The sequence below is a fragment of the Paenibacillus sp. FSL E2-0190 genome, from assembly GCF_037992965.1.
GTDB lineage: Bacteria > Bacillota > Bacilli > Paenibacillales > Paenibacillaceae > Paenibacillus_AQ > Paenibacillus_AQ odorifer.
This window is the reverse complement of record NZ_CP150306.1, coordinates 931,681-952,911: the sequence shown is the minus strand read 5'-3', so window position 1 is coordinate 952,911 and position 21,231 is coordinate 931,681. Positions and strand designations below refer to the sequence as shown.

The 21,231-nt window shown below is 46.5% G+C and carries 13 protein-coding genes; 3 read left to right on the top strand and 10 right to left on the bottom strand.

Annotated features, from left to right (window positions below; genetic code table 11):
* Positions 1–80: 80 nt before the first annotated feature.
* The 6 genes from NST25_RS04055 to NST25_RS04030 all read right to left on the bottom strand — a co-directional run bounded on the left by NST25_RS04055 (position 81) and on the right by NST25_RS04030 (position 15,815).
* A complete protein-coding gene (locus NST25_RS04055) occupies positions 81–1,583 on the bottom strand; it encodes an ABC transporter substrate-binding protein (RefSeq protein WP_076130103.1) in 1,503 nt (500 codons plus the stop codon).
* A 175-nt stretch (positions 1,584–1,758) separates the two neighbouring features.
* On the bottom strand, positions 1,759–3,279 hold the full coding sequence (locus NST25_RS04050) for a response regulator transcription factor (protein WP_076185075.1): 1,521 nt from the start codon (positions 3,277–3,279) through the stop codon (positions 1,759–1,761).
* On the bottom strand, positions 3,272–5,095 hold the full coding sequence (locus NST25_RS04045; RefSeq protein ID WP_036684922.1) for a sensor histidine kinase: 1,824 nt from the start codon (positions 5,093–5,095) through the stop codon (positions 3,272–3,274). The genes NST25_RS04050 and NST25_RS04045 overlap by 8 nt, the downstream gene beginning before the upstream one ends.
* Before the next feature lie 178 nt (positions 5,096–5,273).
* Positions 5,274–10,328: an S-layer homology domain-containing protein gene (locus NST25_RS04040; RefSeq protein WP_340393372.1), complete on the bottom strand. Its 5,055-nt coding sequence runs from the start codon at positions 10,326–10,328 to the stop codon at positions 5,274–5,276.
* Between the two features lie 88 nt (positions 10,329–10,416).
* Positions 10,417–10,584: a hypothetical protein gene (locus tag NST25_RS04035; RefSeq protein ID WP_340393371.1), complete on the bottom strand. Its 168-nt coding sequence runs from the start codon at positions 10,582–10,584 to the stop codon at positions 10,417–10,419.
* A gap of 842 nt (positions 10,585–11,426) precedes the next feature.
* Complete coding sequence (locus NST25_RS04030) at positions 11,427–15,815, bottom strand: S-layer homology domain-containing protein (RefSeq protein WP_340393370.1); 4,389 nt, start codon at positions 15,813–15,815, stop codon at positions 11,427–11,429.
* A gap of 168 nt (positions 15,816–15,983) precedes the next feature.
* On the opposite strand from NST25_RS04030, the gene NST25_RS04025 reads away from it, so the two are divergent.
* Positions 15,984–16,109, top strand: a complete 126-nt coding sequence (locus NST25_RS04025) for a DUF4023 domain-containing protein (protein WP_051491363.1) — start codon at positions 15,984–15,986, stop codon at positions 16,107–16,109.
* A 98-nt stretch (positions 16,110–16,207) separates the two neighbouring features.
* On the opposite strand, the gene NST25_RS04020 is transcribed toward NST25_RS04025, so the two are convergent.
* Together NST25_RS04020 and NST25_RS04015 are read right to left on the bottom strand one after the other, a co-directional pair.
* On the bottom strand, positions 16,208–16,912 hold the full coding sequence (locus NST25_RS04020) for a hypothetical protein (protein WP_076130101.1): 705 nt from the start codon (positions 16,910–16,912) through the stop codon (positions 16,208–16,210).
* Between the two features lie 186 nt (positions 16,913–17,098).
* Positions 17,099–17,620, bottom strand: a complete 522-nt coding sequence (locus NST25_RS04015; RefSeq protein ID WP_036684918.1) for a GNAT family N-acetyltransferase — start codon at positions 17,618–17,620, stop codon at positions 17,099–17,101.
* 169 nt (positions 17,621–17,789) lie between these two features.
* Between NST25_RS04015 and NST25_RS04010 the strand changes: the two genes are divergently transcribed.
* The gene (locus tag NST25_RS04010) at positions 17,790–19,385 is read left to right on the top strand and encodes an AMP-binding protein (RefSeq protein WP_076282593.1); all 1,596 of its coding nucleotides are present in this window, start codon (positions 17,790–17,792) and stop codon (positions 19,383–19,385) included.
* Positions 19,386–19,472: 87 nt separating this feature from the next.
* Here the strand turns inward: NST25_RS04010 and NST25_RS04005 are convergent, their stop codons facing one another.
* Positions 19,473–20,051, bottom strand: coding sequence for an SMI1/KNR4 family protein (locus NST25_RS04005; RefSeq protein WP_076185078.1), 579 nt, complete (start codon positions 20,049–20,051; stop codon positions 19,473–19,475).
* 11 nt (positions 20,052–20,062) lie between these two features.
* Positions 20,063–20,500: a HEAT repeat domain-containing protein gene (locus NST25_RS04000; RefSeq protein ID WP_036684913.1), complete on the bottom strand. Its 438-nt coding sequence runs from the start codon at positions 20,498–20,500 to the stop codon at positions 20,063–20,065.
* A 227-nt stretch (positions 20,501–20,727) separates the two neighbouring features.
* Between NST25_RS04000 and NST25_RS03995 the strand changes: the two genes are divergently transcribed.
* Positions 20,728–21,228, top strand: coding sequence for a DUF4358 domain-containing protein (locus NST25_RS03995; protein WP_036684911.1), 501 nt, complete (start codon positions 20,728–20,730; stop codon positions 21,226–21,228).
* Positions 21,229–21,231: the final 3 nt, after the last annotated feature.

Sequence of the window (21,231 nt, the reverse complement as noted above, 5' to 3'; positions counted from 1 at the left end):
TCCTGTATGTCCTTATATTTCAAAAAAAGACCGGGTCCAGAGGCCACGCCCCTGCCCCGATCTTCTCTTACGTTGATGTTTTACTTGTTGTTGGACGCTTTCCAGGCATCAATTTGCGATTGCGCTTCAGCGATAATTTTGTCCAAACCAGCTGCCTTGAATTTCTCAATAGCTTTCGGTAGATACTCGTCAGGATCAACGGTTCCAGTCATCAGTGGTGACCAGTATTCTTCTTTTACGTTCTGAACCGCAGCGATTTCAGTGGTCACCTTGGAAGTGTCGAAGTTAAAACCAAGCAGCGGTGCATTCACACCGGATTCATTAAACTTTTTGAACTCTTCCCATTTGTTCTCAGGGTCACCCTCGTTCAAATAGTTGATCATGATATTGCCCAGCGAGAAGGTTGGCATGTCATAGTTCTTGGATTCGTCCAGGTTCTTCATGGAATTCTCACCAGTCTTCTCGTAGTGCACGCCTTCGATTCCGGAGTCAATCATGTTGCGCAGCACCGGATCGGTGTTGAGCAGGTTCAGGAACTCCATCGCTTTCTCCGGATATGCGGAGTTAGCCGAGATGGCTTGCATCGAACCCATAACGGACCAGTTGTAAATGTAAGGTTTGCCAGCTGGCGTGGAAACTACAGGATAGCCGTAGCTTGCCGACCACAGATTATCCGCCATCGGCTGGGTAGCCGCACGATCCATGAACCAGTTCGAAGATTTATAGAGATCATCCACCGAAGTTGTAGTTGCTACTTCCGGCGAGATATAACCTGCCTTGTAATATTTGCGAACGGTTTCAAGAGTACTTTTGAGTTCAGGTGTTTCCAGAATGTTCACGATCTTGTAATCCTTTGTGTCCATATAAACAGCCATTGGCATCTTTTCAATGATGTAATCGAACGGCAGTACTGGCATGAAATCCTTCACCATAGCGTAAGGCGTGATGCCCGGTTCATTCTCTTTGATCGTCTTCAGCAGTGGTTCAATGCTTTCCATTGTGTTCACCCCGGAAATGTCGAGGTTATATTTGTCGAGCAGCTCTTTATTAAAGCGCCAAACTTCTTGCGCCGGAAGCTCTTTGTTGGCAGGTACGGCATAATTATGTCCATCTACCTTGGAGCCTTCCAGGAACGCCGGATCAATGGTGTCTACGATGCCTTTTCCATATTCATTAAGCAGGCTGTCCAATTCCATAAAAGCGCCTTTGCGGGCATTTTGCACATAATCGAACGCCCAGGAACACGTAAAGAGAATGTCCATGGGTTCGCCAGCGGCTACTTTGACCTGCATTTTTTGTGTATAATCGCCAAAATCAATCATATTCATCTTCAGGGTGACATTTATCTTCTCTTTAGTGTACTTATTGACTTCTTCCACGACACGGTCCAGATCCTTCTGCGGTCCGCCGATCGTGTACCAGATCAGTTCGACCGGTTTCTCGGATGATGCACCGTCGCCGCCCGCTCCTGAACTGTTAGTTGCGGCGTTGTTTGAATCGCCGCCACATGCGCTGAGCGCAAGCGAGAATGCCATAAGTGATGTCAGTAACAGGGAAAACCTTTTTCTTTTGTTGTTGCCCATTCCTGTATAACCTCCCCTTTGTTTACCTCAAGATCGCTGGCCTAATCCGGAATTAAACCAGCAGCTTTCTCCTTCAAGGACTATCTTTACTGTAATTTATGAAAGCATTTTCAAACAGAAGCTAAACTAAATAAATCATGTAGAAAATAAAGAAAAAGCTTGCAGCGGGGGTCCGCTAGACAAGCCCTTTGTACTCCGTAGGAGATATCCCGACATGCTTCTTAAATTGTTTGTAAAAATAGCCGGTCTCCCAATAGCCTACTTTGAGAGCGATTTCATGAACTTTAAGTGAGGTATTCCGCAGCAGCTCCTTTGCCTTCTCAATCCGGTATTTATTGATATATTCGGTGAACGACTCATTCACCTCTTTATGGAACAGCTGTCCCAAATACACCGGGTGAATATGGTATTGGGCACCGAGGGTCTTCAGTGACACATCTTCATTGTAGGACTCATGGATATAATTCAGCACCTGCTGCACGACTGGACTCTTTACGTCCCGAACTAAGGCGTCTACCGTAATGGTAGCGGCTTCCTGAATAATCTGAGTCAGTTCATTTATGGAAACTGTAGAGCGAATGAGGCCAAAACCGTCTGCGAAAAGCTCCGGTTCTTCCACATGACGAATCTCCTGCAGCTGCATCTTGAAGCGGATCAACCATTCCATGGCAATGCCTTGCAGCAGCACAGGTGTAATCCCCTCCATCCGCCGCAGCTGCTCAAAATGATCCTGGATCCGCACCAGCAGCGCTTCCTTATCCTTCGCCATAATCAGCTTGAGATCATCTTCCCAATTCAGCGGCATACCTTGGACGGCAACCTCATGCCTGTCCTGAACTTCCTCATAATGCAGCAAATTCCGCTCTGGAAACAGCATGAAATATTCCTGAGTCATCTTTGCATGGGCGTAACTCTGAGCCGCCGCCTCCTCCATCTCCTCCACCGTTCCTACGGACAGACGCATTGGCGGACCGCCAGTTAGGGATAACAGCAGCTGCGCATGAAGCCTTTCCACCGCTTCTTTACCCTGCTGATACTCACTAAGCAGATGCAGCAGCACGGTATCTCCATCCATATCCCGGAATGCAATCAAAGACGGGTTACTGCCTACAACCTCTTCCACCGCCTGAAATAGCTCGGCAGCGTCCTGTTCAGGGCGAAGCAGGGCTACCTGCACCAGCGGCTTATCTAGTCTAAGTCCCAGAAAATCAGTCCGTTCGCTGAATTCCTTCGGACCAATCTGGCACCGCAGCCAACGGTACATCACATTATCGCGCAGAATGGAAATACTATGCGCATTGAATTGACTCTCTTGACGGGAGACACCCAGCTTCTCGGCGGCAGTCACTAATGTTGCCCGGAACTCTTGCAAATTAATAGGCTTGAGCAGATAATTTTCAATGCCGAGCGCCATTCCTTCCTTAAGATAACCGAACTCATCAAAGCCGCTGAGGATAACAACTTTGATCTCCGGCTGGATCTCCCGCACAGCCCGGATCAAATCCAGCCCGTTCATCAGCGGCATGGAAATATCCGTAATCAGAATATCTGCTGGGACAAACCGCAACGACTCCAGCGCTTCCTGGCCGTTCTCGGCGTGGCCGACAATCTCCATCCCCAGTGCTGCCCAATCCACAATGTCATATAATCCTTCGATAATAAAAGGCTCGTCGTCCACAATGAAAATTTTATACATGGTTTGGATCATCCTCTCCCAGATCGGGAAAATACACAGTCACGGTTGTGCCGGTACCCGCTTCGCTTTGTAATTCAATGCCATACTCACTGCCATAAAGCAGCTTCAAACGCTCATGAATACTGCGCAGACCAAATGATTCCGATTGTTCATCTGGCTGCAAAAGACCTTCTTTGAGCTGGACCAATCTGTCCGGAGCAATCCCCCGCCCATTGTCTGTAACTACCGCACGCAAATATTTGCCGTCCTTGGCCACAGCCACACTGATGTGATTATCATTCTTGTCCACGCGCATCCCATGTAGAATGTAGTTTTCAATGATGGGCTGCAGCGACATTTTGAGTACAACTCTTCCGGTAAGCTCTTTCCCGCATTCCATTGTATAAGAGAATTTATCCTTATAACGGATGCGGAACAGCTCCAGATATAAACGGCAGGCCTCTAGTTCATCCTTCATCGTATGCTTGGGTTTCTGGTGAACATAGCTTTTGAACAACACCGACAAGCTGTAGATCATCTCCCCGACATCTGAAGCTCCTTGAGAGATTGCCCTCATCCGGATCACCTCCAAGGTATTGTAGAGAAAATGTGGGTTTACCCTGGCTTCAAGCGCGGCAATTTCGGTATGTTTTTGCTTGATTTCAGCCTTGAACACACGGTCTATATGAAGATTCAGCTCATCCAGCATATCGTTGAAGCTCTTGGAGATCTGCCCCAGCTCGTCTTCTCTGACATCGGTAATCCGGGCATCCAGGTCACCGTTTTTCACTTTGCGGGTGAACTTGATAATTTTATGAGTCCTTCTGGCAAAATTATTGATAAATAAAGTGGGCGTAATAATCGCAAACAACAGGCAGATCAAGCAGATAATGAAGATCATGTTCCGCAATCCCCTATAAGTGGCGGCTAATTCCTGCTTAGGTACAGCACTCAACACAGTAAATCCGCCTTGGGTGTGAGTCTGCTTAGTAATGATCATCCCGCCGACTTCTTCACCATCTGTATAAGCAGAATTCATCTGCTCGGGATAAGGATAGCGCTTTCCATAATAGGTGCCCGAGGTATCAAATAACACATCCCCATCCGCTGCCAGCACCAGAATCTTTCCCTTGAAGTCATCCTTATAATTGCCCATACTCCCCCAGACCTCGCTGGCATCAAAATAGACTAGAAGCTGACCAATGTTGCGCAGTGATATCTTGTTATTGACCGGGGTACGAACCGTAAACATCGGCCCCTCCGGAGATGAGATCGCCTGACTGACCCAAGTGTTTGGAGCGGTGACACTGCCTTCCTCCTCCAGATACAGCGCATCCGGTACAAAAGAGTGGGCTGCATTAGTGGAAATAATCTGAAATTTGCCTTGGTCGTTATAGACATACAACTGCTGCTCAGCTGCACTGTAGAGCATTAAACTGCGGATATCAGGATCATCTTCAACTTGATTGCGAAAAAACTGCACGGTATCCGTCGTAGCATTACTTTCGTTGAAATAGCGGTCCAGCCGGTACCTCACGTAATCTTCATACGGATGCTCCAGCAAATACGACGTATTAGCAGTCAGCTCCGTGTCCCGGTACACGTCCCGCATCATAGACTGTACAGAGTCATATTTCTGCTCAATATAGCTGTTGATGCTCTCCACGGTACGTTTCTGAATCTCCATCTGCCGCTGCACTACAGCCTGAGACATGAGCAAGAACATCAGGTAGGAGAAGGTGATAATGGTGACCACGGCAATGACTGAGAAGAGCAGGATGATTTTCATAAACAGATTATTCTTCAGATACTTTCTGTACAATTTCCCCGGAAACATCAGCAACCTCCTACAGCAGGGGGAAGACTAAGCTTCGCTGCTTGTCATTATGAATAAAGTATAGCATGAGGTGCTTCCTGCCTGTGGCTGGTAAAAGCTTGCAATCCTCCGCCAAGCAAAGACAGTCTGCCCATGGAGCAAAGGGCTCCTTGGGCAGACCGTGGTGGGGCTATATAATCTACCGGATGTAATTCAAGATGAACTGCGCAGCCTCGGCACGGGTCGCCAAGCCACCGGGAACAAAATTCCCGTCCGTGCGGCCATTCACCAGACCCATTGATGACGCAGCATTCACGCTGTCTGCCGCCCAGGCTGCTACCTCACCGGAATCGGTGAATGTTGCCGGGGCTGATGACTGAAGCGATCCATGCTCCAGTACATAGGCACGCATTAGCATAGTGACAATCTCCTGGCGGCTGATGTTCGCACTCGGATCGAAGTGCTCAGCAGTGCGTCCACCTACAATACCTGCCCGGACCAGACGCGCCAGGTCCTGCTCATACCAGACACCAGAAGGCACATCACTAAATTTCAATTCCGCCTGATCTTGCAGTCCCAGCACGCCAGCCAGCAGCTTCACAAATTCCGCTCTTGTAATCCTGCGGGCGGGTTCAAATCCATTTTCGGAAGTGCCTTGTACCAGATGTTTAGCCGCCAGCTGGCGGATAGTGTCCGCAGCCCAGTGAGTAGACGGAACATCAGCGAAGGATTTATTGTACTCCAGCACAGCCAGCCTGCCTGTTCCGCTAAACTCCCCTTGCAGGAAGCCATTCGCGTACACTCCGCCGAGATAGGTAAGCGAACCTCCTTCAGCAATAGCATATAAACCAAGCAAATTAGTATTATAATCCGTATTTGTTGCATTCCATTGTAAGGTTACTGGTTTGCTGAAGCTTGGAAGACGGCTAGATGTGCCATTCCCCGCGATGATGCTCAGATCAAACGTCATACCTGTACCCCGCAAGACCACCCCACGCTCTACTTTCAGTGTGCTCATGTTCAAAGTCTCCGGGCTGAGCTTCACCAGAATCTTGCCGCCTGAAGCTTGGGCTTCATTAAGCAGAGCCTTCAATTGCACCAGCAATTCCGGCGCAATACCAAGTGTGGTTCCCGAGGCAGCCAATTCAAGTTGATGGATCCCGAGCAATTCACCTGCATTCACAGGCAGCTCGATAGCTGTAACGCCTGCCGGCACATTTACCGTCACTTTGCCGTTCTCAGTAGATGTACTGAGTGCACTTGCTGGAACTGTCAAAGTTGTGCTAGTAGGACTTGGAAGCGGCGTTGCTGTCGCTGCCGGAGTCGTCCCACCAGTTCCCGTACCTGTCCCTGGAGCCGATGTCGGCTGCGGTGTAGATACAGGAGTATTGTGGACCTTGAAATTAATAATTCCGCTCTTTTGAACAGCCGTATAAGGGTGACCATTCAGTATTTTGGTGTTGGTGACTACGGCCGTGTACTCGCCGCTGTCTGTTTCTTTTGCAGAAGGAATCGTATAATTACGCTCCACAGCACCTTCAATGGCCTGCCCGTCTTTCAACCATTGGTAGCTTAACTCGCCATAAACTGCAGAAGCTACTACGGCAAAAGACACCTTATCACCTACAACTGCCGGATTCTTATCTACACTATTAGAGGTGATAATTGGCGCATCGGGTGCCGGATGTACTGTCACCGTAAGTTCATTACCGGTTCTTGTTGAAGGCTCCGTTCCCTCTTTTCCAGTCAGAACCACACGGAACTGCGTACCGCTGTCTGTTTCAGAAGCAGTAAATGCGTATACCGCCGAAGTCACGCTCTCCGCCACAGTCCATTCCTCTGCGGTTGCTGCCTTCGTCTCCCAGCGAACCGATTCCACATCCCCGCGGATCTGTACGAACAGCTTCACTTCTTCACCAGTAATGACATCAAGTGCAGACGGAAGATCGGTTATGAAATCAGGCGCTTCCCATGGTGCTTCAGCCGGAGTTAAGTTAATTGTGTACTCTGCTTCACTGCTGTCACCAGATTCATTGGTGACGATGACCTTGTACTTATTGCCATCCATCCCGGTAGTCAAAGCAGGGATAGTATAGGAGGCGGACACTCCCAACGCATCTCCATAACCGCTGCCTGTGTCCGCATACCAGGCATAAGTCAGCTGCCCTGCGCCAGTGGCAACTGCCGTTAGTGTCGCGGACGTATTTTCACGGAAGGAGCCTTCCCCTACGATCTGCACCTTTGGAGCTTGCAAGGCCCACTTCGCCTGCAAGTTCAGTTCACCGGTTATTAGATCTTCGGTAAAATTCCATCTTCGCGCACCTTCTCCTTCTCCAACATACCAGCCTTCCAGGTCATAACCCTCTCTGGCAATGCCTGTAGGCTCCATCAGCAAAGTGCCATACACAGCCTCGGCCACAGTATTTGCTGGCTCACCCCCATTAGCATCAAAGAGAACGGGATAGCTTCCTTTCAGATAGACAGGTTTGGAGCGGTTGCCTGCATAATCCTCCATCACCACATGCACAACTTTTGCCGACGAGGTGAAGCTTAAGCTCGCCTTAGTTGTCCGTCCACGGATAATCATCGGCTTATTGCCAGAGCTATACGTTGTGGCAAAAGATTTTGCATTCCCATCCTCATACACATACATATACCGCCAGTCTCTAGTATTCGGCATCGGCAGATTCAGCTTACCGTCCGTCCAGGACCATTCTTCCGCGTAAGGTTCCGCAACCGTGTCGATGAACTGGCCGCTGACCGAGACTGGATCGGTGTTGCCTGCGGTAACGGTGACAATGTAATCATCGCCGTTTACCGGCATCCCCGTGAACAGCGCAGTGCTTGCACCTGCCGGGACAACCACTTGCTGTGACACCGGTTCGGATGTCGTAATCCAATTCAAAGACTGCACTCGAACGGTAATGTCACCGGAAGCTTGGGCGGAGTTCGTCCAGTTCACAGTCAACTCCCCGTCCGCGCTTGAATCCACCTTCACTCCGGAAACCGCCGCATCCAGATCAAAAGCCAGCGTTGCCGCTTCACCCTCCACTCCATCCGCACCCACTGCAACCACTTTAAGTGTTCCGGATTTCACCGGGAGATGCTTCAGGTAGAACACCTCATCGTATTTGCCGCCCATAAATACATCATTCACGTACACATTATATTGCTTGATCTTAGTGTAATCGGGATCTAGCTTCCACTTCACAACCATCTCACCTGTATCTGTAAAAGCTTCCGCAACTGCTAATTCCGCAGGAGCTGCGGGCTTTACGGCAGACCCGTCATAAACGCGCAGCTGTCCGACGTTCATCTGGTAGGTGGACGCTGTTCCTTGCCCGGGATCGAAGACCAGTCCAAGGGCTGCAATATTATGACCTGCGTATGCACTCAGGTCCAGCTCCTTTGTCAACCAACCGTCCGAGTGCTGACCACTGTTTGGAACAGCGACCTCTACGACGGTATTCGGATCATCAGCCAGGATGAGTCCTACTGCCATCGCCGAAGCATCTGTGGCAGATGGCTTGTTGAAGCTGATCGACAGCTTGGAGTTGCCATTGACCTCCAGCTCTGTTTTGTACAGACGCAAGAAGTTCTTCGCATTCAGATTGCCGTTCACCACCAGTGAACTGCCACCGTTATACGCACCGATCTGATCATAGTTGTAACGGTTTGTACTCGCAAGGTTGTACTCCGGTCCATAATCAAAATCTACAGTAAGCTTATTGCCAGCAGTATCCTGCCACCACTGCCAAGTCACTGGGATATCCTGCAAGCTCATATTAGACCACTCATCCGGGTTCGATACTTCACCGTTCACGGAATAGGACAAGCCTTGTCCAGTGTTAAAATTGGTGTAAAAGTTCTTGTCCTTAATTACCGAACGCTCCGCAATGACGGAGGAGATTCCCGGCCAGTAACGGTTGTCGGCATAAACATCGGACACGGTATTGGTTGCCGATTTGACCGTATTCTTAGGGTCCACGTTCGGGCCTGACCACCATAGCTGCTCACGCAGTTTTGTCATCCAATGGTAGTCATTTTCGGATCTGTGCGAGACCGGGTAAGACAGGTTCATGTCCTCATCCAGACCGGCATGAACAAAGTCCGCACCGAGTGTAGCCAAGCTGAGCCGTGGCAAGCCATTGCTGTCCAGCTTGTTCATCAACGCTGTTCCGTTAACGGACTTGAACCGGTCGCGGCCTGCTTCCAGCCCTGCAAAGCCAACCTCAAACAAGTTGTAGCTTGTTCCCAGACTGGCATTCAGATTGCTTAAGTAATTAGCCGCGTTGGTAATCTGTGTATTGCCAGCCCCGTAGTCGAAGAAAAACGAATTGGAGACGGGTTCCTTGGTGCTTTTATCCACTAAAAAGGAGATATTGGTATCATTAATCGTCCGGGCGAACGTATTAGCACCGGTATTGGTGTTCAGCGAGTCGTACCACTGTACATACAGGCCGCCCTCTTGCAGCACCTTCATAAAAGCGATGTAATCGGGGATATCCTGGGTCGCTACATTCGGATTCATCTCTTCCTGATTTACAAAATAACCGTCAAACCCGAAATACCCGGCCATCTCGATCAGTTTATCCGCCACAGGAAAATTACCATTCTCGTCTTTAACTATCATTTGTTTGTACGTCTGCTGTCCACGGTCATTATTGGAAAAAAAGATTCCCGCCAATGACAACACGCCGTTCTTATGCGCTGCATCGGTGTAGGTAGGGTTCGGGATGTTTAGCATGCCGAATTCGAACCATTTTTGCTGCCAGTCCTTCTGGGCCAATTCATCATAATATTCCGGCGGGGTGTACGCAGTCGCTGTACCGTGCCAATAGGAGTAGTAATCGATATATTGCCAAAAGTTAAAGTGATACTGCGCAAACTTGTTCGTATACGGCGCGTTCTCAATAAAAGCATTCCCGTAGTCGCCAGCAACGTTGATCATCTGTGTATCTGCGCTAAGTGCTGGGTTAGCTTGGGTTGCAGCAAATGGGGCATTCCGCTTCTGCAGCGGCACCCGCGATCTCAACAGCTCTGCATCCGGATTGGTTGCCGGACTCCAGTTCGCAATATGGCTGCTCGTATATCCATGTACATTAGGCTGATTGGCACCCGGCGCACTGTCTCCTGTAAAAGGCCACGTATCGCCGGCGTAAGCCGTTAGGGGAAGTCCTGAAACTAGCAAAGCTGCCGCCAGAACAGCTGATGTCAGCTTACGACGCGCCTTTTTACCGGTGTGAAGGTTCATTTTCCACTCTCCTCGTCCTGTAGTTGTTTCGGTTACTCTCATCCATGAAGCGTAATGTGTCTCACTATGTCGCCGAACAGCAAGTAGATTACTTCTGTTGTCCCGTCCCTCTGCTGCTCCTACCCTCTTCTACTTCTACTTCTACTTCTTCTTCTTCTTCTTCTACTTCTACTCTCTTCTGCCTACAGATTCTGTATCCAACCACATTCGTGCAAGCACATTCTGTATTCAACCCCGATCGTGCAAGCGCATTCAATTTTGTCGGCAACCCTCCTGCCTTACTTTGATTAGTCCACCCTAATCTAACCCAGATCTTTCCTTACAAATAGCCGCAAAATTAAAGATATGCTGGATAAATTAAAGATTATCGTGCTATCAGGGCTCGATATCCTGGCAATGAGTGGGTCGTTAAACATATGTTGGTTGAAAATATAAAGAGGATGAAGGAGCGTGGTCTCTTTTGCCTCTTATCTCCGCCACTCCGCCGCATTCACTCATTTCAAAGGCACTTTTGCCTCTCTTTCACGCCCATCCACCGCATTCGCTCATTTCTGAGGCACTTTTGCCTCTCTTTCGCAACACTCCTCCGAATTCACTCATTTCAAAGGCACTTTTGCCTCTCTTTCACGCTAATCCGCCGCAATCGCTCATTTCAGAGGCACTTTTGCCTCTCTTTCATGCCAATCCACCGCATTCGCTCATTTCTGAGGCACTTTTGCCTCTCTTTACTGCAACTCCGCCGTATTCGCTCAAATCAAAGGCACTTTTGCCTCTCTTTTACGCCACTCCGCCTCATTCACTCCAATCAAAGGCATTTTTGCCTCTCTTTCACGCCCATCCGCCGTATTCGCTCATTTCTGAGGCACTTTTGCCTCTCTTTCACGCTAATCCGCCGCAATCGCTCATTTCAGAGGCACTTTTGCCTCTCTTTCACGCCAATCCGCTGCATTCGCTCATTTCTGAGGCACTTTTGCCTCTCTTTTCCGCCACACCACCGTATCGCTTCCTCCCTCACACTACCCAGCTACGAAAAAAAGATTGCCTCTCCGTCATCAACGATGACCTTGAGGCAATCTTTTTTCAAACCATCCGATTTAGTTACTTTCCTTGCTTCTCCAGCAGGTTCAGAATGATTGTTACTGCTTCGGCCCGGGACGCTACCTGGTTAGGTGCGAAACGATTTTGTCCTATCCCATTCACAATGCCCGCTTCTGCTGCTGCTGCAATATATGGCACTGCCCATGCGGGTACATCCTTAGCATCATTGAAGGTTAAGGTCGCTTTTGGATCTACTGTAATACCCAGAGCCCTAACAACCATAACTGCTAATTCAGTGCGAGTAAGCTCCTGCGTAGGACGGAAGGTACCATCATCATAGCCGCTGATAATTTGCAAAGCTACTGCCTGAGCTACAAAAGACTTAGCCCATGCCGGAATCTTCGCTGAATCTTTAAAGCTTGAAGTGCTACCACTGTCCGGCAATTGCAGGGCACGAGCCAGCATAGTGATAAATTCAACCCGATTTACTTTCTGATTAGGACGGAAAGTATTATCCGGATAACCGCTAACGAAGCCCCCTGCTACTGCTTTCTCAATAGCCGCTGCTGCCCAATGGCTGCCAGTATCCGTCAATGATGGTTTGACTACTGGTGTTGCAGTTGGTGTAGGCACCGTTGTTGGTGCTGGTGTAGCTGTTGGTGCTACTGTTGGCGTTGGCGTTGGCGTTGCTGTCGGTTTTGTTGTTGCCACTGGTCCTGTTGATGATCCTGTTGTTGGTGCTGTCGTTGGCGCCGTTGTCGGTTCCGTTGTCGGCGCTGTTGTTGGTTCCGTTGTCGGCGCTGTTGTTGGTTCCGTTGTCGGCGCTGTTGTTGGTTCCGTTGTCGGCGTTGTTGTCGGTTCTGGTGTTGGGTTTACTTCAGGATCTGCTTCCTTAATAATACCGAACTCTTCCAGAACGTATGGTTTAGCATCATTAATATTCTGATCGATCTCATAAGATACAGCTGTTAATTTGCCAGCATCTACAGTAATACCTACAAAGGTCTGAACTTGACCGCGTTTGGGACGCGTAGCATCACTTGGGTCCGGTCCGTATTTAGCTGCTGTATTCTCATTTGCTACTTCGAAGAGATTATAATACGCATCTCCCAATTCTGGTTTCATGTTCTTGTAGTAAACCTTCGCTCCCGCTGTAGCTGGGATCAGATAGATCGTTCCATCTGGATTTACTGTGTACTCTACAGTTTGACCATTGAAGCTTTCCTTGATCTTCACTGTGTCTGCCGCAGTTCCATCAGCTTTAATTGGCTTGGTCCGGGCATAAATATGGTCGTGGCCTTGAAGAACTAAGTCAATGCCCAGTTCAGCCATCATTGGAGCAACCTTCGCTCTTTCTCCATTTGTACCCATAATGTCTTTGTCAGTAGCATGGTTAGAGGTTGTGTATGGACCTTTATGCATAGCTACGATAATCCATTTCGCACCAGCAGCTTTCGCTGCTTTTACGTCAGCCTTCATCCAATCCAACTGTGCTTGGCTGAAGTTAGCAAATTCATCGGAATTCTCATTTGTATTCAGGACTACAAAGTGAGCATTACTGTAATCATAGGAATAATAAGCTCCCGTTTCTGTTGCAGAGCCCGGTGCTTCCTTAATATTGTAGTGCTCATAGAAGGCATTTGCCTTATCCTCATGATTCCCTGCCACTGGCACGATTGTCGTGTTAAGTAGGGTGTCTTGCGAATGACCAAGCAACCAATTCCATTGGGATTCATTAGTTCCGGTATCCACGATATCTCCGTTAATCGCCACAAACTCAGCATTCGGGAACGTCGTAAGTGCTTTTGCCATCGTTTCACCGGAAAGAATCGCTTCATCTTCGGTCTTAGCCTGTGTATCAGCCAAATCGATGAAAGTAAATGCTCCTGTCTTAGCGGCAGTTTCAAAAGTTCCCACTGTACTCCACAGGCCTAGTGCTTTATCCCCTACACGGAAGTAGTATTTTGTATCAGCTTTCAGGCCAGAAGCTTCCGCTTTATGAACTAATTCATCCTTTGAATTTCTGGAAACCGCCGAACGTCCTGTAAACTCAGCAGCCTTAGCAAAGTCTGGAGTAACGCCCGTATTTTCTACAACCTGCAGATCGTTTCCAGTAGACTTCAACGCTGTGTACCAAGTGAATCCTTTTGCACTCACTGGGTCGCCATTAAAGGTAACTGTAACTTTTTTAATCGAATCCGTTGAAGCGATAGCAGCTTCTGAATTTGTTCTGTCACTTACAGCTTTGATAACAAATTGATAGGTTTGGTTTGGATTAGTATTTTCTACAGTGTAAGTATAAGAGGCTTTACCTTCTTCATTAGGAACACTGACCGTCCAATTTGCCGATACCAGATCATTTTGCTCATAAATACGATATCCAGACACTGGTGCACCGGAAGCTGGCGCATCCCAAGTCAACGTTATTTTACCACCATCTGCTGCAGTAGCCTTTGCATTTTGCACAGGTTTAACTGCTACTTCCGATTTATGAATGCTGTAGTTATCATACAAGTCTGTAGAACCACCAGTTGTTGTGGTGTAGGCTTCGTAAGAAAGCTCATCATTCGTTACCGTCATCCCCGTGAACATTTCCTTACCAGGCTGTCCGTATTTAGCTGCAAAAGGGAATGTTCCTGAAGCTACGTTGTATTTCTTATTGCCCGCTGCATTTGTAATCAGATATAAAGTACCTTTAGGATCAGTTACTACTCCGTTTGAGTCCGGAACAATATCCGTCAATGGCTTGTTGTTGTACATTTGATAGCTTCTAGCAAAGGTGTGGTCATGCCCGCCAATTACCATGTCAATGCCAAGCTCATCAAATACCTTCGTTAATTGCGCTCTGTAAAAGAGTACATCTGTATCATTGGTGTGATTGGCAACGGAATAAGGAGATTTATGCAGAAGCACAACCTTCCATTTCTGATTGCTTTTTGCCGCTTCGCTACGAAGCCACTCCACTTGTTTATTGTAAATTTCGTTATTCTCAAGATTTGAGCTTGCACCATAATATTCTGTATTAATTACCATAAAGTGTGCTGAACCGTAGTCAAAAGAATATACAGAACCATCAGGTTTCGCACCTGTATTCGATACGTTCGGCAAATTAAAATGAGAGCTATAATTGCTATAATTTTTACTTTCATGGTTGCCTACCAAAGGAACCAACGGAATATTCGCTAAAATATCCTTAGGCTTATTGAAAAACCATCCCCATTGCTCCTCAATATCACCGTTATCCACCAAATCACCAGAATTCAGGATAAACTCACTTTCCGGGAATTTAGCTAATCCTTCTTGAAGGGTATGATTCCAGATATCAAAATCTTCTTCAGTTGTTCCTTGGGAATCCGTTGTATATAAGAATTTATAAGCCTGATTACTGGAGCCTTCTGTCTTAAAAGTTCCTACGTCGCTCCAGTTATCAGCTTGTCCATCCCCAGCACGGTAAGCATATTCCGTTCCCGGCTGCAGATGATCCGCTATTACCTTATGGCTGGTTAGCACAACTGGTTTTTTAGCTGATTTATCCGCTTTTGTCATATACACACTAGTTGTAACGGATGTCCCTTCATAAGATTGAGCGCCTGCCGCAGGAAACTGGCCATTCTCCAATTTAGAAGCTTCTACTACTTCCAGTTTGGTGCCAGTCACACTTTCAGGTGCATACCAGTTGAATCCCATACTAGTCTGCGGGTTGCCATTAAAAGTAATTGCGATAGAATCAGGCTTCCCAACTCCAGGTTCTACTGTCTCCACTACAGGATAAGCAATCAGGCTCATATCCCAATAAAGGTCAGAGCTAGTGTCGCCCGTCTGGTGAACTTCAGCTGAAAGCTCATTACTTCCATCCTTCAGATTGGCTTTTACGATTTCCGTTAGGTCAACCTTTGTATACTCATTTGGATCACTGCCATTAGTTGTACTAAGTGTCTGATAGTCGATTTCACCAGCTGGCATAGCCTCGCGGTAGATTTCTGCACCATTCAGATACAGCACTACTCCGTCATCAAATGCAAAATTACCTAATACTTTATCCGATTTCGTAATTTCTTCCTTATTCACAGTTACATTTGTCCGGAAATAGGAAGTACGATATTTCTTCTTTTTATCCGTGCCGTAGCTTATGTTTGTATTCAGAGCACCAAATTGCTTGCTGCTGACTCCGGCCCCAGAATCTTTATAACCAAGCGGCGCTTGGCCTGATGCCCATGTAGAATCATCGTAAACAGACCGCCATACCGAACCTTGATCCGTTCCGTTATCTAGATATTTCCATGTAGAATTGCCCGCCAGTAGTGTAATTGGCTCTAGCGTTTGTAATTGCAGTAATCCAGCATCCTCATTGCTGTCTTCTGCAAAAGCTGGCATTCCTGTAAATGTAAGTCCCAGTACCATAACAAAGGCTAGTGTCATGGATACTGCTTGTTTTAATAACCTGTTCATAATCAGTCTCCCTTACTGTTATTATGAAATGCTTGCATCCATTCATAGTAACTACTAAATATTTTCACAATGTACGGATTGATCCACTAGTTTGTAAAAACGGCTTGTGTATTTAATCAGGCAAAAGTGGTTACAGTAACGGCAAGGTTATGATCAAGGAGGACAAACATGGACGATACTCAGGCTTTTGTAGACAAAGTACACGACACCCAGAAGAAAGCAGAAAAGAACAAACAGAATCACGGTAAAGGAACACCAAGCCAAAAGCTGCCTAATAAACAGCACAGTAAATAGAACACGCAGACACGAAAACAAAAAAAGCAGCAAGCCCTCCCGGATCGGAGTGACTTGCTGCTTTACTTTTTGTAAATTGAGCTTTGCTTTTAAAGGAGTTATTTACTCCATTTCACCACATTCACGGCTACCTTCTCTAATTGCGCCTTGCTCAAAGCCTTGTCTGGAGAACTAATCGTCACAAAACGATCATCCAGTTTATAGGTCAAAAACAATGAATCGCTGGTAGGGCTGTACCACTTAGCTTCTGTACCATTGGAAAGCTTTACGGTATCGCCTTTGTAATCATAGGAGTAGTCACGTGGAGAAACGTTCACCCTCATATGGTCGAACAAAAAGTACACTCCATCTTCAGAGCTAGCTGCTTTTTGAAAAGCGTCACCACTCACCATTTGTGCTGGTGCATAAACCGTTTTAAACCCATCGAAATTTGCAAAAGCTTTAGAAATTTGTTCTTTTTGAGCGTTGCTGTACTGTACTGGTGTTAATGTATCTTTATCCGGCACCACAGTTCCAGTACCCAGAATGACCTGATTCGCTGCCGCATCAAAAGTCACTGGCACCTTCAACACATCAGCCAAGGCACGTACAGGAAGATAGGTTGTATTGTTATAAGTAATCGGAGCTAATGTGTTACCTTTATTATCAACAGGCGTATAAGCTGCACCATTCACTTTAAATCCAATGCTGTGATTGAGGTATGCGGTGATTTTTTGCAGCTTAGTTCCTGCGTACACACCAGCCGAACCTGTAATTGCCATCCCAAATACCATCGTTGCTATAATGAACTTTTTACTTTTCATATGTTATGCCTCCTTAGAAGATCAATCTCGGTTTTTACTTTAGCTCAAGTTTTAAAGGAATATGTCTCTAAGTTGTATTTAACTTGTACCCAATTTGTAAAGAAACTATTCATCTGGAGCTCTGGTTTGTATAAAAAAAAGAGCAACCCGCTTATCCCATAAGGATTTAACGGATTGCTGAGGGCTTTAACCTTGATACGGAGTTGTAACCTTATACACTTCTGAATATAAAATTTCTCTATAAAGTTGGAATTCTTCTTCATCAACAGGGTTAGGGTAAGTCATAATTAAGAGTGGTAAATCTTCATTTCCTTCACGCAAAGGAGGCTGCACATAATCGTAAGGGTTCAAATGAAAGCCCAGCCGCTCATAAAAGCCGATTCTCCGCTGCTCCATTTCACCCAGTGGCCGCTCAACTTCCAAAAGGACAGGCTTGTTAGATAGACTGATGTATTCAGTCATCAGCTTTTTGCCAATTCCTCCACCTCTGATGCTCGGGTCGACTGCTATATGTTCTACAAAACGAAAGCCGGGGAACTCCCAGCAGGCCATAAAAGCAACAATTTTGCCCTCAGAATTCATCTCGGTAATGAGACGATAATCTGGAACGTCCAATAACTCCTGTTGTCCCTCAAAGGTTCTGATCTCAGAAGTAGGAAATGAGGCTTCCATAATAGCGAATATTTCATCAAAAGTTGTGTGATTCATAACATAAGTTCTCACTTTCTGGATTTGTGGTCTATTATAAGTTTACCTTACACATATTATCTTAACCCGAAATTCATTAAGAACTCAAGGTACTAGTACCTGGTACTAGGATAACGTGATATACTAAATAGAACAGTTATACACATCTTGTTTGATATAGGAGAGGTTCATATTGGATAATCAGCAATGGATCGCACCTGAGTTCTACAATCTCACTTCGGAAATGGAAAGTCATGCTCCTGAGAAGATTGCGCTTAAGTGGTTAAATGAGCAAGGAGATTATGAGGAAATTACTTACGGTGAATTACGCAAACAAGCTAACCGGCTGGCCGGAGGACTTGCGAAGCTTGGGCTGCAACAAGGGGATCGTATTCTTGTTATGGTTCCACGCCGCATCATCGCTTATGTCATCTATTTAGCTTGTCTGAAACAAGGACTTGCCATCATTCCATCCTCAGAAATGCTGCGTGCCAAAGATTTATCCTACCGCCTGCGCCATTCTGAAGCCAGAGCCGTTATTGCTTGGTCCGAAGTAACCGGGGAAGTGAATAAAATCTCAGAGGATCTTCCTGCTCTCGATTACCGTCTTTCCGTATCTGGCAGCTCAGACGAACTCGGTGAAGGCTGGCTGGATCTAGAAAGTCTGATGGTTGGACAACCAGAGACCTTCACAGCAGTCGCAAGCCGCCGGGATGATATGGCTATTCTCGCCTACACCTCAGGTACCACTGGGAACCCTAAAGCGGTCGTTCATAGTCACGGCTGGGGTTATGCTCACTTGCGGATCACCTCACCTCAATGGCTGGATATTCAAGGATCTGACACCGTCTGGGCAACAGCAGCTCCCGGCTGGCAAAAGTGGATCTGGAGTCCCTTCTTAACCGTTCTTGGCAACGGAGCTACAGGTTTTGTATATAGTGGATCCTTTCATCCCAAAAAATATTTGCAGCTATTGCAGGATCACAAAATTCAAGTATTATGCTGCACCCCAACGGAATATCGTCTAATGGCTAAAACAGAAGACTTAGGTCGTTACGACTTGTCTACCCTGCGCTGTGCAGTATCTGCCGGAGAGCCATTAAATCAAGAGGTCATTAACACCTTTCAGCGTGAGTTCGATATCACAATCCGTGATGGTTACGGCCAGACGGAAAGCACCCTAATTATCGGAACACTCAAAGATACTCCAATACGCATTGGTTCTATGGGTAAATCAATCGCTCCCGGCTTAGTCGAGGTTGTGGACGAAGACGGCAAGCCACTGCCTGCTGGAGTGGTTGGTGATATTGCCGTACATTTGAGTATGCCAGCCCTGTTCCACACTTATTACAAAGATCCCGGTAGAAAAGAAAGCTCCACACACGGCGAATTCTTCATAACCGGCGACCGGGCAAAGAAGGATGAAGATGGTTATTTCTGGTTCGAGGGTCGTGGGGATGACATCATCATTAGCTCAGGTTATACTATCGGTCCTTTCGAGGTAGAAGAAGCATTGATGAAGCATGCCTCCGTTAAGGAATGTGCGGTCGTTGCCAGTCCAGACGAAATCCGTGGGCACATTGTTAAAGCATTTATCGTGCTTAAGGATGAGATTGTTGGTTCACCAGAGCTTGTAAAAGAGCTGCAATCCCATGTTAAAGAGTGGACAGCCCCTTATAAATATCCGCGCAAAATCGAGTTTATTCAGGATCTTCCGAAGACGACCTCCGGTAAAATACGGCGAGTAGAGCTTCGTGAGCAAGAGAACCAAGCTGCGCAGGAATAACATTGTTATAAAGATCACCTTATTTAAAAATAAAGAGCAGCTAGTCCATAAATGGACTGCTGCTCTTGTTTATTTGGCATCAGGTCGTTACTCGGACCAATATTTCGCATCCGGGTTCAGTGCCGCACCAACTTCGCCTTCTAATACTAAATCGCAATCGAGGTAGCCCTCTTCATCCAGGAAATAAACCTCCTGCTTGTAGAACTCGCATAAGGTCTCCAGGAATTTATCAGGCGAATCATACATCACAATTAAATCGCCGAAATCATGGAGCAGGTCACATACCTGTTCCACACCCTCAGCAGACTTATAATAACAAATGAAATCACTGCCATAGTTCGTTAAGATAGGCAAGATAATTCCATCAGGATGTTGACCTTTTTCCTCCAATATCCCAGCTAATACCTTCATCTCCTCTTCATATTCATCCATATGAATCAGGCGGTACCCTGGAATAAATTCGATAAGGCTTGGTTCCTCTTCCTCACTGCTTGTCCCTGAGACAGTGCTATAAATAGCTTTCAGCAGTTCAGGAGTCTCCGGCAAAACAGCCGTAATCTTTGCTTCGTTACCACCCTTGCCCAAGCTGGCAATATAATCAGGGCGTAATTCTGCGGACAGCTTAAGGTATTCTTGAAATTGTTCTGTCAATTTATTGGTGTGCATATTGTCATCCTTTACTTATTTGCGGAAGTCCACATCTTCATCAGCCACGTATCGAAGTCAGCGCCTTTTTCACCTTCATAAGCGTCGTACACGTCAACTCTCATCTTCTTCAGCTTCTCTTTGAAGTCCTCGTAAGAATGATCTCTTGGCAGGCTCTTTTTAATTCTCAGCAGGATCTTGGATACGCCTTTAACTAGTTCAGGCTTGTTCTTCGATGGCACCTTAACGTCTTCACCAAAAGCCTTCAGCTTAAGGTAAGCAGCTTCTTGAACTGTATATACAGGATCGCTCTCCATTAAACGCGTCAGGATATCGATAATTTGTTTGTGGTTGGTCTGTCCCAGCTCTTCAACTGCTTCTAGACGCGCTCTCCAATCCGCAGAGCGGTTGGCAGCTTTCTTTAATTCCTCATAATTCTCCGGTAGTTCATTGTTCAGTTCTTCGATCATTCCGTTCAATCCCCTTCTATTAAAAACTATCTATCTTACAGTAACAGTATAACCAACCATTGCGCAAGCTAAGAGAGGAAGATCTTTGCATGAATTCATGTGAATATCATATTTCCGCAAAAATATGGGTAAAGTATCCGGAGTAAGTACCCAGCGCAACATTCTATCGACTATATACGTTAGTAACTAGAGAAATTCAGACAATACATCAAGGAGAGTGACCTAAGTTGAAAAAGCATACCTTCATGCTAGCGTTAACCATTGTACTAAGTGTGGTGCTTGGCGCCTGTTCCAGCAACAACAGTAACAATGGGGCTGCCATTGAAACGAATCTAACTGCAAAAGAAATGGTCGATCAAATGCTGAGCAAAGTAGAGCAGCCATCATTAATGGAGCTTGATGCGGCTACAGTCGAACAGCTATATCATCTCAACCCAGAATTGCTTGAAGATTATAGCATTAGAATGCCTATGATGAATGTGAAAACTAACGAAATCGCCGTTCTGAAAGTTAAAGATGTAAAAGATATGACTACTGTTGAGGATGCCATCAAAGCGCGTGCAACAGATGTTCAAAAACAATTCGAAACCTATCTGCCTGATCAATACGAAAATGCCAAGAACTATAAACTTATTAAAAAGGGTAACTATTTCCTGTTCGTTATTGCTGATCCTGCGGATCAAGATAAACTCGTAGCAGACTTCGATACTTACTTCACAGAAAAATAAATA

Bases quoted from the DNA above. Each gene is read 5' to 3' on its own strand.
- NST25_RS04055 (WP_076130103.1), bottom strand. From the start codon at position 1,583: ATGGGCAACAACAAAAGAAAAAGGTTTTCCCTGTTACTGACATCACTT.
- NST25_RS04050 (WP_076185075.1), bottom strand. From the start codon at position 3,279: ATGTATAAAATTTTCATTGTGGACGACGAGCCTTTTATTATCGAAGGA.
- NST25_RS04045 (WP_036684922.1), bottom strand. From the start codon at position 5,095: ATGTTTCCGGGGAAATTGTACAGAAAGTATCTGAAGAATAATCTGTTT.
- NST25_RS04040 (WP_340393372.1), bottom strand. From the start codon at position 10,328: ATGAACCTTCACACCGGTAAAAAGGCGCGTCGTAAGCTGACATCAGCT.
- NST25_RS04030 (WP_340393370.1), bottom strand. From the start codon at position 15,815: ATGAACAGGTTATTAAAACAAGCAGTATCCATGACACTAGCCTTTGTT.
- NST25_RS04025 (WP_051491363.1), top strand. From the start codon at position 15,984: ATGGACGATACTCAGGCTTTTGTAGACAAAGTACACGACACCCAGAAG.
- NST25_RS04020 (WP_076130101.1), bottom strand. From the start codon at position 16,912: ATGAAAAGTAAAAAGTTCATTATAGCAACGATGGTATTTGGGATGGCA.
- NST25_RS04015 (WP_036684918.1), bottom strand. From the start codon at position 17,620: ATGAATCACACAACTTTTGATGAAATATTCGCTATTATGGAAGCCTCA.
- NST25_RS04005 (WP_076185078.1), bottom strand. From the start codon at position 20,051: ATGCACACCAATAAATTGACAGAACAATTTCAAGAATACCTTAAGCTG.
- NST25_RS04000 (WP_036684913.1), bottom strand. From the start codon at position 20,500: ATGATCGAAGAACTGAACAATGAACTACCGGAGAATTATGAGGAATTA.